The sequence below is a fragment of the Prosthecomicrobium pneumaticum genome (assembly GCF_014199915.1).
GTDB classification, from domain to species: Bacteria; Pseudomonadota; Alphaproteobacteria; order Rhizobiales; family Kaistiaceae; genus Prosthecomicrobium; species Prosthecomicrobium pneumaticum.
On record NZ_JACHOO010000008.1, the window covers coordinates 1 to 13,262 of the forward strand.

A 13,262-nucleotide genomic window follows, 5' to 3' on the forward strand; every position below is an offset into this window, starting at 1 on the left:
ACGGCCGCGAGGAGCGAGCGCAGGTCCAGCCCCACCGCGTCGCCGTCGCTCCCCGTGCTTTCGATCTGCGGCGCGTCGTCGTCCAGCAGCGCGGCAAAAAATTTCGTGTCCACGGCCGCGGCGACGGCGCGCCGCAGTTCCCGGTTGAGGAAACTCTCGCCACGCACACCCATGGCTTGCAGCAGCTCTTTTGACAGCACGACGACGCCGGCCGCCAGGATCGGCTTGAGAACTTCGGAACCGAGCGACATGCGGCTGACCGGGATCGCGGCCCCTTCGCCGGCCACGAACGCCGAGGCGTCGGTCGTGGTGTAGCCGAACATGTGTTCGAACGGCACGAGGGTCAGTGCCTCCGAGCCGGCCAGTTCGTAGAAGGCGGACCGGCCGCGAAGTTGCGGAATGAACGCGGCCGTCAGAGTGCGCGCATTCACAAGCGCTTCCTGATCCGGGGCGGTCGTGACGCCGCTCGGCACGGCCGCCTTGGTCATTTCGAGAACGTGAACGTTGGTTTCCGAACGCTCGGCGATGGCGATGGCATCCGACCGACTGCCGCCGGCCATCGCGAGATACTTCGCGACCCGCACGAGGCCGCCCGCGTTCGGGTCGGGCGGGGTCGGGGCGAACGCGCGGTTCATTGGCGCAACTCCTGTCTGTTCGGTCGATGCGGAGCCTATGCGCTTTCGCAACCGCGCGCCGTCACGCGTGACGCCTCACTCGCCTTCGTCCTGGTCCAGCGCCACCAGCGCGGCGAGCAGCTCGGAAAGCGCGGCCTCGATCGCGGCGCGGTCCTCGGCGTTTCGCGCCGCGAGATAGCCCGCTTCGATCAGGGTTTCGACGGTCTCCAGCTCGTCGATCTCCACCGCGGCGACCATGCGCCCCGCCCGCCGCCTCTCCCGCGCGCGCCTCTGCCGCGCCGCCGCACTCATGGGCGCCCCTCGATCGGCGCCGGCGGCGAATGCCACCGGATCGCGAACCCATCGCGCCGCCATGCGTCCGCCGCGGCCCGGAGCCCCGCCTCGGTGTCGCCGCTCCACACGATGTTGCGCCCTCCGTCGGGTTCCACAAGCTCGAGCAGGAAGACCGGGCGCCCCGTCTCATGGCTGATCCCGGCGAGGTGGGCATACAGCGAGCCCCGCCGGCGCGGCGCCACACGGCGAGAGGGACGGGCGAAAGGAAGGATCGTTGCGCTCATGCGCGCTCCTTCGAATAGCCAAGCTCGCGCGCCCTCTTTTCCCAGAACTTTGCCGATTTCGCATGACCCGCCTTGTCCTTGCTTTCGCGCTCGACGCGGGTCTTCAGAACGCGGATTTCTTCGTCCTTCGCGGCGACCACGGCCTCAAAGCCGCCCTTGTCGAAGAGGGGACGCATCTCCGAGAACCGCTTGATCTCGGCTTTCAAAGCGGAGATTTCCGCTTCGAGCGCCGCGTTCGCCTCTCGAAGCTCTTCGTTCTCCGCTTGCAGAACTGCCTCCTCGGCCTTCAACTCGGCAGACTCCTCCCGGATCGCCGCTTCGGCCCGTTCGCGCGCCAGATGTTCGAGCGCGGCTCGGATGCCGCCCAAATCGGCCACCGTGTCCGGTTTGATGCCGGATCGCGCGAGCGTCATGAAATTGCGCGCCGTGCGCTCGTTGATCCCGGCGCGCTTGAGAAAGGGAAGCCACTCGCCATGAGCGCAGCGGTCTTTCGCGTCGATCAGGAGCCCGCCCGCTCGCAAGGCGCTTTCCGCCGTCGTGCGCCGTGCGAGAAGGAACTGCTCGTTCGCGAGCTTCACTTGCTCGGCGAGGTCGGCAAGGGCGTTCGAAAGGATGACGTCCGTCATTGAGACCACCTGGTAAACTATATGTGTCCCACCAGTGGGACCGTGATTGGTCAGATTGCGGCCTTCACGGTCCCACCAGAGGGACCGTAAGCGGCCTTTTTCGACACCATTGTCCCAGCAGAAGGACCGGTCGGTCCCAGCACGGGGACAGACTGTCCCTGTGGCGGGACCGTGTTTTGTTTTTCGGGGGTCCAGCGGGCGAACTCCTTCGAGGGGTTCTCGTCCGCTGTTCCGTGCTCCGTCAGCACCCATTCCGAACTGTGGCGCACCTTGCAGCTGAAGCCTCCCTTCTGGCGCGCGCGGATGAAGCCGCGTTCCTCAAGGACGGCCAGCGCCCGGGCAGCGGATGACTTGCCAACATGCAGAAGCTCGCCAAGGCGGCGGACAGACATGGCGATCTCGCCGTTGTTGCTGCCGTTGTAGAGCCGCTTCAACTCGACATAGGCCGCGCGCTGTTCCGCGCTGAGGCTCTGCCAAGCGGGCGTCGCCATCAGCCATTCGTAGAGACGGACATGCCGAGGTTCGGTCGAGGATCTACCGGTCCCGTCATGCCGGCGGGTCTTCTTGCTCACGCGGCGCCCTCCGGCGTCAGCACAACGCGCCATAGTTCTCCGCGGATGGCGCCCTCAATCGCTCGTCTCTCCTGCTCGATCAGACGTTCGTCGATGCCGCGCTTGCGCATCGTGTCGGTCTGGATCCGCAGCTGATGCGCGAGCAGCTTCTCTGCCGTCGACGGCGCACTTTCCGCCATGCGCAGAGCGTGCCGCCGGATGAACCGGCGATCACGTGTTCTTGGGAACGGAACTACCGCGCTCATGCCGTCGTCCTCGCGTTTCAATCGGACCTGAAGAGGTCGAGCGCGTCTTGATCGGCGAGGCCGTCCTCGGCCGGGTCGCGTTCGCGGTCGGCGCCTTCCTCGAAGTCGGCGTCATTTTCGCGATCGTCGCGCGAGGTGCTGTAGGCGCCGCGGGAGACCTCACAGCCGGTCGCCGCGAGGTAGGGTTCGAGGTCCGTATCGCCGTCGGCCTGATCGAGCAGCGCGATCAGCCGCTCGATCTCGTCCTCGATCGCCCGGCGTGTGGCCGGGCTGATCTGGTTGGGGCGCCAATGGATGCTCACTGGTGTCCCTCCGCGAGATCCGTCGCGAGCATGGCGATCTCCGCCAGGCCGGCTCCTGCATCCGTTTCGTGCCGGATGAGTGCCAGCGCCCGCTCGTAGTGCTCGGCTGCATCCACGGGTTTTAGCACCCGCAGCGCATCGATCGCCTTCATCGCCTCCTCGTCGATCTCACAGACGAGCCGATCGAGGACCGCGAAGACAGGGCCATCGCTGCCGTCCATCGCATGGCAAAGAGCCGCTGAGGCGGACCGGCAGGCGTCGTGAATTCGGATCGCCGCGTGCACCGTCATCATGCGGGTGCTCTCCCCATGGCCGCCTGGTGCATTTCGTCCAAAGCATTGTGCGCATCGCCTATCCTCCGCTGCGCCTCGCCGAGCACCGTGAGGAGCGGGCTCTGAACGCGCTCATCGAGCGTCTCGATGGCCATGTGAAGGGCGCCAAGAAAGTCTGTGGCCTGGGCGAGGCGATCGCATGCATGGATGAGGTCGGAGGCCATCATTCGGCACCTCCGGCGACGGAGGCGGCAAGCGCGGCGATTTCCGACAACTCTTCGCCGTTGTCGATCGCATTCCGCAGGATGATGTGGGCCCACGCATCCCGGTCAAAGTGATCGTGGGGCACCATCTCGCGCAGCAGCGCGGCCATCTCATTGGCCTTGCCGTCGAGCGCATCGACGAACCCGTCCAGAATATCCACCCCCTCGTGGTCCGGTCCCGGCTTGTCGAAGACCGGACGCTGGGTGAAGGCCGCCATCACCTCGGCTGCCGTTCGACAGGCGGTGTAGACCGAGCAAATCTCAAGGAGACCCATCGCCATCACGAAGCCCTCCCGGCGGCATGCTCCTGCGCGCGGACCGTCTCGTTGAAGGCGCGCGTCCACCCCTCCTCGATCTCGTCGGCGAGGATCGTGATCTCGGCCGCCAGAAAAGTGAGGTTCTCGCCATTCGAAACGGTCACCTCGATCACGTCGAGAAGATCGCCCCGCGACTTCGCCTTCGAGGGGCATAGGCAGCTTTCAACGAGACCATTCGCGATGCTCGCCAGGCGAGCGAGGCGACGCACGTCATCTTCAAGGGCGAAGAACGTGTTATCGCGGTCCGGCTTGGTTGCGGCCGGCGGCGGTTCGGTGGTAGGCTTCAAGCCGTTCATCGGAATTTCCTTGCAGGGGTTGCGAGAACCAGGGCTCGGGACGGTTGCCGCCGTCGCCGGGCCTTTTCTTTTCGGGGCGGTGCTCATGCTTCGCCCCGGTCAAGATGCGAGCACGCCTTGACATCGTGCGCGACCTTCTCGGCGAGATCGCGAGCCACAAAGAGCAACGCCGTGAGCCTGGGCCATTCGCCCTCGCTGTCCGGCGTCATGCAGCCGTGGTGCACGACGCCAAGGCGGATTTCGCGAATGGAGGTTGGTGCGCTCATGCCGCGCTTCTCTCGGCAATGCGCGCCCGTATCCATTGCTCGACCTCGCAGCGCACGAAGGCGACCCGCCGTTCACCGAGCGGAACCGCCTTCGGGAACTTGCCCAGCGCGCGCCACCGATTGATTGCGGTTCGGCTGAGTGAGGTCAGCCTGCAGGCTTCATTCAGGGAGATCAGATTGGGTGTCTCGGTCAACCGCCGCTCCGTTTGTTGAGCGGCATGGTTGTCTAAGCCGCTCTGTTTAGAACGACACCCATATTATGCACGGCCACACGATATGCTATGATAATCGGGTCCAGAAATCTCACGCTCTATTCTGGACAGTCTGCCAATTTTGCAGCTTCTTGCCGCGCCAGGTATTCGCGGAAATCGCGCTCGAGCGCGCGAGTCTCTCGAACGCGTGCAAGCGCCGCCAGACAACTCGAACGCGAATGCCCCTCCTCTCCAAACGCTTTCTGAGCTTCATGCACGGCCGCGTCGATCGTAAAGCCTCTCTGATCGACTAACCGTTCCATGAAATAGGAAAGCCGCTTGTCCGACCTTGGGCGACCTGTGTTTTTGTACGATAGCCGAAATAACGTCCGCGTCGCGTTCTTGCCGTTCGGATCGATCATACCGGCGAGGAGCTTGCAAAAGAGCTTAGATGGATTCCCCTTTCTCAGTTCTTCTGCAATTGCGGAAGCCCGTTCCTCCAAGGACATTGGAGGCATGTCGGACCCATCTTCCACCAGAACGGCCCAATCGTGTTCGCTCATTGGTTGACGCCTCCGCTGTTCGGGACGCCGGTCGGCCTTCCCGCCTCGCAATAGGCCGCCCAGGCATTCATCAGCTCGCGTCGCTTTTCGATCGCGTCGCCCCGGCGATAAGCGCGCTCGACGGCGTTTCCAACCTGATGAGCGAGTGCCTCCTCGGCGATTTCGCGGGGAAAGTCCGTGCGATCTCCGCACCAGTCGCGGAACGTGCTTCTGAGCCCATGCAGAGTGGCGGCTTTGTCCGGCGAGGCCAGCCGAAGGGCCTTTGTCATCGCGGTGTCGGAAATGGGCCTGCCGTCGACGCCGCCGCCGAATATGAACTTGCCGCTGGCTCGCTGCCGCATGGTCTCGACAATCGCAAGAGCCCGATCCGAAAGCGGGACGACATGTTCCCGGCCGCCCTTCATCCGGTCCGGCGGCACCCGCCATGTGCGCGCGGCAACGTCGATCTCCGAGAACGTCGCGCCCCGCGCCTCGCCGGTCCTCGCTGCCGTCAGTGCGATGAACTCTACCGCACGCGCTGCCGTGCCGCTGGATTGGCGAAGGCCGGCGATCAGATTCGCCGCTTCGGCATAGGCGAGTGCCGCATGGTGACCCCGCTGGAGCTTATTCCGCGCCGGCATGACCTTGTCGAGCAGCCCCCGCCACCGCGCCGGGTTGCCGGCGGTGCGCCAGCCATGCGCGATGCCATAGTCAATCACGGCTTGAATACGTGACCGGAGCCTGTCGGCCGTCTCCGGCCGCTCCTGCCAATGCGGGAGAAGGCATTCCTTCACGTCGCCAATGACGATCTCGGCGATCGGAAGCGCGTGTAGCGGCTTCGCATACTCGCGAAGAGTCATTTCCCACTGCAACCGGTGCTTTTCGTTGGTCCAGTCGGCGGCTTTCGCTTCGAGGAGTCCGCCCATGCAATCGGCGAAGGTGACAATGCGCGCGGGCGCCCTGTCCGCCTTTGGATCCTCTCCACGCGCCAGCTTCTGCCGGATCAGGTCGGCCTTTTGTCTTGCCAGCGCCAGCGACACAGGCGCGGTGCCCTGCCCATAGCCACCGAGCCCGATCTCATTGCGCCGTCCGGCCCGTTTGAGGATGAAGAACCATTGCTTACTGCCGCCCTTCCGCACGCGAAGCCAAAGCCCGTCCCCGTCCCCATAAACGCCGGGCTTGTCGAGCCGTCTGACTCCGCTTTCGGATAGCTTGTGCCGTGCCATTTTCCCGCGCCCGATGCCATAACCGACATATTGTCCATACCGGTTTTTATGGCAAACTCAACGGGTTATTGACAGTATGGACACAAGAAACGGCGGAACGGCGGGCATCCTCTCCGCCATGCCGCCGATCCGCAGCGGCGATTGGCGTCCGTGCTGCGGCCGAGCGGGCATAGGTCTCCCACCGAAGCTCGAAAGACGCTCCTCCGAACGCGGCGAAGAGCCCCCATGCGTCGAGCGGTGTGGCTTGTCTCTGCCGCTCGCGTCTCCGCAGCTCAGTCGCCGACCCCTGCCGCGCGAGGCACCGGGACTCCGTCTCATGGCCCCTCAGCCCGGCCGCCCCTCAGCTCGCCGGTCGAAGCGCGCCTGCGCGGTCGCCAGATCGCTCTGGTGCTCGACCGCCCAGTCATAGAGCAGGAGAAACGGCTCCTGCAGGCCGCGTCCGAGCGGCGTGATCGCGTATTCGACGGCGACGGGCGAACTCGCGATCACGCGGCGTTCGACGAGGCCGTTTCGCTCCAGACGTCGCAGCGCATCGGTCAGCGCCTTCTGCGTGATCCCGTCCAGCCGGCGCTTCAGCGCGTTGAACCGCTTCGGCTCCTCGCACAGGAAGGTCAGGATCAGGATCGTCCACTTATGGGCGACCTGCTCGAGAACCGGACGGACGCCCGGCAGCGTTCGCAGCACGTCCTCTTCAGTATAGGCCATTCGGTATACCTAGGTATCCTTGATACATTTAAAGTGCCCGATTGACACTTGGTACACGGGATATACCTGAATGCAAGGCTTCCGGCCTCGAACGCTCAGGAGAATCTCGTGTCTGTCACTCGTCCAACCGCCCCGTTCGGTACTGCCATCGTCACCGGCGCCTCCTCCGGCATCGGCAAGGTCTATGCCGACCGGCTGGCGCAGCGCGGATATGACGTTCTCCTCGTGGCACGCCGTGAGGATCGGTTGCGCGCCATCGCCGCCGATCTGCAGGAGCGCTTTGCGATCCAGGCCGACGTCCTCGTCGCCGATCTCTCGATCGCGGCCGGCGTCGCCGCCGTCGCCGACAGGATCGCGGACGATCCTGCGGTCTCGATGCTCATCAACAATGCCGGGTTTTCCGCGCTCCGGCCTCTGGCCGAAACGCCGGACGAGGTGATCCCCCGCATGATCGCCCTCAACGTCACGGCGCTGACGACGCTTTCGAAGGCGGCGCTGGTCGCCTTCACGGCGAAGGGCGCCGGAACCATCGTCAATGTCGGATCGGGGGCGGGCTTTGCGCCCTATCCCGGCATTCCCGTCTACGGCGCGACCAAAGCCTATGTGTATCTGTTCACGCGGAGCCTTCAGAACGAGGCGGAGGGCACCCATGTGCGTGTCCAGCTCCTTCTGCCCGGTGCGGTCGTGTCGGAAGGCTGGGACGTGGCCGGCGGCGGCGCGCTCGAACGCCTGCCCGAGGCGATCGTCATGACGACGGAGGACTGCGTGGACGCGGCGTTGAACGGTCTCGACCGGCAGGAAGCCGTCACCGCCCCCTCGCTTCACGACGAGGCGCTCTTCCACGATTACGAAGCGGGTTCCGCCGCGCTGCTCCAGGGCATGTTCGACGCGAAACCGGCCGACCGTTATCGGCTGATCCGGTAGAGCGCTTCCCGGCGACGCGGTCCGGCCGGGATCGCCTGCCGAGAAACAGGGTAGCGATCCGGATCGGGTCGGCGCCATCGCCCCCCGCGGCTCCCGCAGCCGCGCGCGGGTCGGCGCGGTCGCCCTGCAGCCGAAACACCCCCGGACGGCGGGCTCCGCCGCCCGGGGTGCTCTGGCGTGGCTGGTCGAGGTTCCGGGATGAAGGATGGCGGCCGGTGTGTCCGGACGCCATCGCACCTTTACCAGTCCACCCGCAGGCCGGCGGCGACGGCGTGGTCGGTCTGGTCGGGATTGAGGCGGGCGTCGTAGCGGGCGTAGAGCGTCAGCGCCTCGCTCGCCTGCGCCGTCGCGCCGAGGCCGATGAGGGCGCTGTCGCGGGAGACCGTGGCGCCGTCGACCGCAAAACCCACCGACGGGTCGCTCGCGAACGCCGCGTCGAGCGTCGCCCGGTCGTCGAGGAATTCGTGGCTCCACAGCGCCCGCGCCGTGAGCTCGAAGCCCGCCGCCCGGCCGCCGAAGGCGAAGCTCCGCGCGAGCTCGAGGCCGAGCCCGCTCTTCAGGCTCTCCGTCACCCGCTCATCCACCGTCAGCCCATAGATCCCGGCGCCCGTCTCGGTGAAGCCGTCCTCGCCGATCCGCACATAGCCGAGCGAGGCGAGCGGGCGCAGACGCGTCCCCGCGACGCGGCCGAGATCGTAGCCCGCCTCGAAGCCCGCCTGGACGCGGTCGCCGTCGAAATCCCCCGCCGCCGTCGCGACGTCCGGGCCGACGACGATCCGCCGCCGCGTCTCGTTCTCCGTCACCCCGTAGCCGAGCCGCCCGTCGAGCGTCAGCCCGCCGGCGCGATAGCGGCCGTAGAGCGCCAGCGCATAGCTCGACACCGAGGCCGAGCCGGCGTTCCGGTCGAAATCCGCATCGATCGCGGCATAGTCGAAGGCGAGGCCGGCGAGCAGATCCGGCGTCAGCCAGGTGTCGGCGCCGGCCGTCACCCCGCCCATCGTGTAATCCGCCCCCGTGCCGTTGCCGTCGCCCTCGAGCGTGCCGAAGCGGCCGGTGCCCTTCAGCCAGAACCCGGCCGAGGACGGCGCGGCGAACGCCGCCGCGGTGGGATCGCCGCCTGCCGCCGTCTCGCCATAGGCGAGCGCCAGCGCCGAGGGGCCGCCGGCCGCAGCCGTCTCGACCGCCTGCAGCCGGTCCTGCAGCAGCGTTCCGAAGGATTCCACCTCCGCCGCGACGAGGCTCGGCACCACGGCGATCGTGTTGCCCGACAGCGTCTGGAAGGCCTCCTGCGCCTCCGCCTCGGAGAGCACGGTGATCGCCTCCGCGATGTCGCCTTCGAGCGTCTCGATCGCCCCGGCGACGCTGCGCTGGTTCGGCGTCGCCGCGACGCTGCCGAAATCGATGCCGTTGCGGATCAGGGTCAGGATCACGTCGTCGTCGACATAGGAAAGCGAGGCGTCGAGGAACACGAAGTCGCTCTCGACCGTGTCGGAGAACGTGCCCGAATAGCCGTCCATCGCCGACAGGATCGTATAGGTCTTGCCGCTCGTGTAGTCCGCCTCGTCATCCGCGCTCGTGATCGACACCGTCGCGCCGCCGAGCGTCGCCTCGCCGAGGATGGAGAGCTTGCTCGCCTCGTCCTTGCCGACCACGACGTCGAAGATCGAGCCGGTGACGAAGTCGAAATCGTCGTCGACCGTCAGCGTGCCCGGCGCCGTGGCGCTGCCCGGCATGACATGGCTGCCGGAGGCGAGCGTGACGCTGCCCACCGTGCCGGTGCCGCCGAGCGTCGCGCCACTCGCCACGTCGAAGGCCGTCAGGTTCATCGTGCCGTCGACGAACAGCCGGCCCGCCTTCACGGCCCATTCATCGACCACCTCGGTCGAGCCGACAAGCGTCCAGTCGCCCGTGCCGACCTTCTCGAACGCGTCGAAGCCCTGGAACTGCTCGGCGTCGCCGATCCCGTCGTCGATCTTCGACACGTCGAAACTGTCGGCCTCCGCCCCGGTCTCCGTGCCGCCGAGCTTCAGCGTGTCCGTGTCGGGACCCTCGGCCGCGACCCCGCCCGTGATCGTATAGCCCGACCGCAATTCCAGGCTCGATCCGGCATAGCCGTCCAGCCGCAGCGCTCTTGCTCCGCCGGTACTCGCCAGTTCGCCGGCGACCACCACCGAGACGGTTCCGCCCTCGAGCCCCACCGCGTCATAGGATGACGACGCGCTCGTCACGTGACCGGTCTTCCCGACCGTGAACGCGACGGAACCCTCATAATAGCCGGCCCGAATCGCGAAGGAGCTCGCATCATCGATCGTCTCCACTTCGCCGTCGACCGTGATCGAAAGGGTGCCCGAGCTATAGCGGTAGGCTAGGAGCGTTGTCCCACCTTTTGCGGATATATGCCCGCCCTCTTGAACGGTGACCGAGATATCGCCGTAGTGCGCGGAGGCGATGATTCCTCCCTTGCCTGCAGAGACATCGCCGCCAACGGACACCGTGATATCTCCATACAGAGATAAGAGATGGAGTCCCCACCAGCCTTCGCTCGATACGTCCGCGCCGGCCGCAACCGTGACGCTGACATCGCCAAACTGACTCGTCAGACGCACCCCGTTGTCTTTAGAAGATATCGACCCGCCCTTCTCGACGGTCAGCGACGCGGAAGCATAGTGGGTGTTCTCGACCGATAGCCCAGAGTTGGTTTTATATTCCGTGGGGATCGTTGCCTCGACGTCTCCCGCGACCGTGATGGTCACATCGCCGCCGGGCTTCTCACTAGGGGGGCCGCTTTTGACCTCGATGCCGGACGCGCCCGACACGGTCGCGCCGTCCTTGACGGTGATCGAAACCGGCGCGCTGCCGTCGTTCCGCGCGAATATACCGGACCCGGTCCCGCCCGTGACATCGCCGCCGACGGTGATCGAGACCTCCCCGGCCTCAGCGCCATACGTGGTGTAGGCATAGGCGTAGATGCCCCGCTCACCGCCCGTGATGGTTCCGTCCGTCGTGATCGTCAGGCCCTGAACGACCCCGCTGCCGGTGTCGAGGACATCCGTCGACTTCACGCCGAGCCCGTAGCCGTCCTGTTCCCAGGCAATGGCCGAGGCCGGATCATCCGTGAACGTCAGATGGCCCTTGCCGGTGATCAGCAGGCCGCCATCGGCGTTGTCCGTCATATCGAGGTCGCTCGCCGCAATGACATCGGCATCGTCGAGCGAGATAATGACCTGGCCCGTGACCTGGCCCGAACAGATATAGGTCGTGCCGGTCGACAGCACGCATCCGCTGCTGCCGGCATAGGCACGCCGGCCATAGCCGAGCGTCGCCGCGAGAATGGAGGTCGACAGCAGCGCACCCCGCCGCAGCATCGTCGTCTTCGTCACCAGATCCGCCCCCGCGTCTGATTGTCGTCATGACGGGCAGGACTTTGATGACCCCGCCCGGCGCAAGGCAGGACGGACGCCCGACCCTCCCCCCGGAGAACCGGATCGACACCCCCATTCGCCCCACAATTTCACTATGTCCGAAGGTCTCCAAAGCGGCCACAAGAAAAATATACGGAATTATACGCGGCGAAGGGGGTCGTTCATCTCGGATGCCGGAGATTGTCTTGCGAAGGCGTCGGTGTACCGGCGGTCCCCTTTTCCGCACCATGGCGGCCGGCTAAGACGGGCGCCGCAGGCTGACCGCCGGGGCGGGACGCGCGGGACGAGGGGCGACATCATGGCGAACGACCGGGCCGACACGGCTGTCGAGGGCGGACAGGCGGCGGCCGAGGACGGCATTTCGGGTCCGGCGCCGGCGGCGCGGGTCCAGTATTCGATGTCGCCGGGCTTTTCGGCGCTGCTGGGGGCACAGAAGATCGGCCTCGCGCTCTCCTCCTATCAGTCCGGCAAGCTCTATATGCTCGGCCAGAACCGGGATGGCGGGCTGTTGATCCACGAGCGCTTCTTCCGCAAGGCGATGGGCATCGCCATCCCGGCGCCCGACACGATGATCCTCGCGACGCTGTTCCAGATCATCACCTTCCGCAACGTGCTCGAGCCGGGCGAGGCGATCAACGATCTGTACGACGCCTGTTTCGTGCCGCGCTCGATCGCCGTCACCGGCGAACTCGACGCCCACGACGTCGGCCGGCTCGCCGACGGGCGGACGATCTTCGTCAACACCTCGTACAACTGCCTCGCCACCCCCTCCGAGCGGCACAGTTTTACGCCGCTCTGGAAGCCGCCCTTCATCTCGAAGATCGTGCGCGAGGATCGCTGCCACATGAACGGGCTCGCCATGGAGGCGGGAGTGGCGCGCTATGTCACGGCGGTGAGCCGGTCGGACACGATCGACGGCTGGCGCGACCGGCGCGGCGACGGCGGCGTGGTGGTCGATGTCGGTTCGGGCGAGATCGCCGCGACGGGGCTTTCGATGCCGCATTCGCCGCGCTTCCATCGCGGCCGGCTCTGGCTTCTGAACTCAGGGACGGGCGAACTCGGCACGATCGACCTCGCCACGGGGCGGTTCGAGCCGGTCGCCTTCTGCCCGGGCTTCCTGCGCGGCCTCGCCTTCCACGGCAAGTTCGCCTTCGTCGGCCTGTCGAAGCCGCGTTACAAGCGGTTCGAGGGGCTGGCGCTCGATGCGCGGCTCGAGGCGGCGGATTCGGAGCCGTGGTGCGGTATCCAGGTGATCGACCTCGATACCGGCAGCTGCGTGCAATGGTTCCGCATCGACGGCGCGATCTCGGAACTCTACGACCTCGCCGTGGTGCCGGGCGTGACCCGGCCGATGGCGCTCGGCTTCGCGACGCCCGAGATCATGACGCTGATCACGCAGGAGCCGCTCGCCGGCATGCCGGGCTGAGCGGCCCGTTGCTCAACGCTTGTGGCCGCCGCGCGAGACGATGGCGAGCGTGACGCTGAAGAGGAAGAAGGCCGCGACGACGGCGATCGAGACGACGAGGGATTCGGTGGGCATCTGGCACTCTCCGGTGATCCCCGAAGAGTGCCGGCCGGCCGGCGAAGGACCTTGATCTGGATCAAGCGCCCGTTCGAGTGAAGGGGGGATCAGCGGGTCACGGTGACGGAGACCGGGTCGCTCGCGGGGAAACTCTCCTCGATCGCCTCATCGAGCTTCTCGCCGAGATTCTCCTGGCGGTTCTCGTCGAGATCGCGGTCGCCGCCCTTCTTCGTGGCGGAACCGGCCCGGGGCGAAAAGGTCTCCTCGATCTGCTTGCGCAGCTGCGCTTCGTGATGGTCGGTGGGGGCGGTCGTCATGGTGATACTCCTCTCTGGAAGCTCTCCACCAATGCGCCGCCCCGGCCCGGCGTTCCGCGTCC

At 66.3% G+C, this 13,262-nt stretch carries 20 protein-coding genes; 2 read left to right on the forward strand and 18 right to left on the reverse strand.

Features of this window, described 5'->3' with window-relative positions; translation table 11 throughout:
• From GGQ63_RS16930 to GGQ63_RS17005, 16 genes are all read right to left on the reverse strand, one after another.
• The coding region (locus tag GGQ63_RS16930) for a phage major capsid family protein (protein ID WP_183857798.1) at nucleotides 1-635 on the reverse strand (635 nt) is incomplete at its 3' end.
• A gap of 75 nt (nucleotides 636-710) precedes the next feature.
• Nucleotides 711-872 (reverse strand): hypothetical protein, encoded by a 162-nt coding sequence (locus GGQ63_RS16935; protein ID WP_183857799.1) that lies wholly within the window; start codon nucleotides 870-872, stop codon nucleotides 711-713.
• 50 nt (nucleotides 873-922) lie between these two features.
• The gene (locus GGQ63_RS16940; protein WP_183857800.1) at nucleotides 923-1,192 is read right to left on the reverse strand and encodes a hypothetical protein; all 270 of its coding nucleotides are present in this window, start codon (nucleotides 1,190-1,192) and stop codon (nucleotides 923-925) included.
• Nucleotides 1,189-1,818 (reverse strand): hypothetical protein, encoded by a 630-nt coding sequence (locus GGQ63_RS16945; protein ID WP_183857801.1) that lies wholly within the window; start codon nucleotides 1,816-1,818, stop codon nucleotides 1,189-1,191. The genes GGQ63_RS16940 and GGQ63_RS16945 overlap by 4 nt, the downstream gene beginning before the upstream one ends.
• 50 nt (nucleotides 1,819-1,868) lie before the next feature.
• A complete protein-coding gene (locus GGQ63_RS16950; RefSeq protein ID WP_183857802.1) occupies nucleotides 1,869-2,390 on the reverse strand; it encodes a hypothetical protein in 522 nt (173 codons plus the stop codon).
• Entirely contained in the window at nucleotides 2,387-2,635 is a 249-nt protein-coding gene (locus GGQ63_RS16955; protein ID WP_183857803.1) for a DUF6074 family protein, read from the reverse strand. The genes GGQ63_RS16950 and GGQ63_RS16955 overlap by 4 nt, the downstream gene beginning before the upstream one ends.
• Nucleotides 2,636-2,652: 17 nt before the next feature.
• Entirely contained in the window at nucleotides 2,653-2,937 is a 285-nt protein-coding gene (locus GGQ63_RS16960; protein ID WP_183857804.1) for a hypothetical protein, read from the reverse strand.
• Nucleotides 2,934-3,230, reverse strand: coding sequence for a hypothetical protein (locus GGQ63_RS16965; protein ID WP_183857805.1), 297 nt, complete (start codon nucleotides 3,228-3,230; stop codon nucleotides 2,934-2,936). The genes GGQ63_RS16960 and GGQ63_RS16965 overlap by 4 nt, the downstream gene beginning before the upstream one ends.
• Complete coding sequence (locus GGQ63_RS16970) at nucleotides 3,227-3,436, reverse strand: hypothetical protein (RefSeq protein ID WP_183857806.1); 210 nt, start codon at nucleotides 3,434-3,436, stop codon at nucleotides 3,227-3,229. Before GGQ63_RS16970 ends, GGQ63_RS16965 begins: the two co-directional genes overlap by 4 nt.
• Nucleotides 3,433-3,753 (reverse strand): hypothetical protein, encoded by a 321-nt coding sequence (locus GGQ63_RS16975; protein ID WP_183857807.1) that lies wholly within the window; start codon nucleotides 3,751-3,753, stop codon nucleotides 3,433-3,435. The genes GGQ63_RS16970 and GGQ63_RS16975 overlap by 4 nt, the downstream gene beginning before the upstream one ends.
• The gene (locus tag GGQ63_RS16980; RefSeq protein WP_183857808.1) at nucleotides 3,753-4,085 is read right to left on the reverse strand and encodes a hypothetical protein; all 333 of its coding nucleotides are present in this window, start codon (nucleotides 4,083-4,085) and stop codon (nucleotides 3,753-3,755) included. Before GGQ63_RS16980 ends, GGQ63_RS16975 begins: the two co-directional genes overlap by 1 nt.
• An 83-nt stretch (nucleotides 4,086-4,168) precedes the next feature.
• Nucleotides 4,169-4,351, reverse strand: a complete 183-nt coding sequence (locus tag GGQ63_RS16985; RefSeq protein WP_183857809.1) for a hypothetical protein — start codon at nucleotides 4,349-4,351, stop codon at nucleotides 4,169-4,171.
• Entirely contained in the window at nucleotides 4,348-4,545 is a 198-nt protein-coding gene (locus tag GGQ63_RS16990; protein WP_246429843.1) for a helix-turn-helix transcriptional regulator, read from the reverse strand. The genes GGQ63_RS16985 and GGQ63_RS16990 overlap by 4 nt, the downstream gene beginning before the upstream one ends.
• 116 nt (nucleotides 4,546-4,661) lie before the next feature.
• Nucleotides 4,662-5,105: a hypothetical protein gene (locus GGQ63_RS16995; protein ID WP_183857810.1), complete on the reverse strand. Its 444-nt coding sequence runs from the start codon at nucleotides 5,103-5,105 to the stop codon at nucleotides 4,662-4,664.
• Entirely contained in the window at nucleotides 5,102-6,310 is a 1,209-nt protein-coding gene (locus tag GGQ63_RS17000) for a tyrosine-type recombinase/integrase (protein WP_183857811.1), read from the reverse strand. The genes GGQ63_RS16995 and GGQ63_RS17000 overlap by 4 nt, the downstream gene beginning before the upstream one ends.
• A gap of 324 nt (nucleotides 6,311-6,634) precedes the next feature.
• Nucleotides 6,635-7,015, reverse strand: coding sequence for a winged helix-turn-helix transcriptional regulator (locus GGQ63_RS17005; protein WP_183857812.1), 381 nt, complete (start codon nucleotides 7,013-7,015; stop codon nucleotides 6,635-6,637).
• 108 nt (nucleotides 7,016-7,123) lie between these two features.
• Between GGQ63_RS17005 and GGQ63_RS17010 the strand changes: the two genes are divergently transcribed.
• On the forward strand, nucleotides 7,124-7,939 hold the full coding sequence (locus GGQ63_RS17010; RefSeq protein ID WP_183857813.1) for an SDR family NAD(P)-dependent oxidoreductase: 816 nt from the start codon (nucleotides 7,124-7,126) through the stop codon (nucleotides 7,937-7,939).
• A 239-nt stretch (nucleotides 7,940-8,178) separates the two neighbouring features.
• On the opposite strand, the gene GGQ63_RS22375 is transcribed toward GGQ63_RS17010, so the two are convergent.
• A complete protein-coding gene (locus GGQ63_RS22375; RefSeq protein WP_183857814.1) occupies nucleotides 8,179-11,319 on the reverse strand; it encodes an autotransporter domain-containing protein in 3,141 nt (1,046 codons plus the stop codon).
• Between the two features lie 340 nt (nucleotides 11,320-11,659).
• Between GGQ63_RS22375 and GGQ63_RS17020 the strand changes: the two genes are divergently transcribed.
• Entirely contained in the window at nucleotides 11,660-12,787 is a 1,128-nt protein-coding gene (locus GGQ63_RS17020) for a TIGR03032 family protein (protein ID WP_210308559.1), read from the forward strand.
• Between the two features lie 203 nt (nucleotides 12,788-12,990).
• Here GGQ63_RS17020 and GGQ63_RS17025 read toward each other — a convergent pair whose 3' ends face one another.
• The gene (locus GGQ63_RS17025) at nucleotides 12,991-13,200 is read right to left on the reverse strand and encodes a hypothetical protein (protein WP_183858008.1); all 210 of its coding nucleotides are present in this window, start codon (nucleotides 13,198-13,200) and stop codon (nucleotides 12,991-12,993) included.
• Nucleotides 13,201-13,262: the final 62 nt, after the last annotated feature.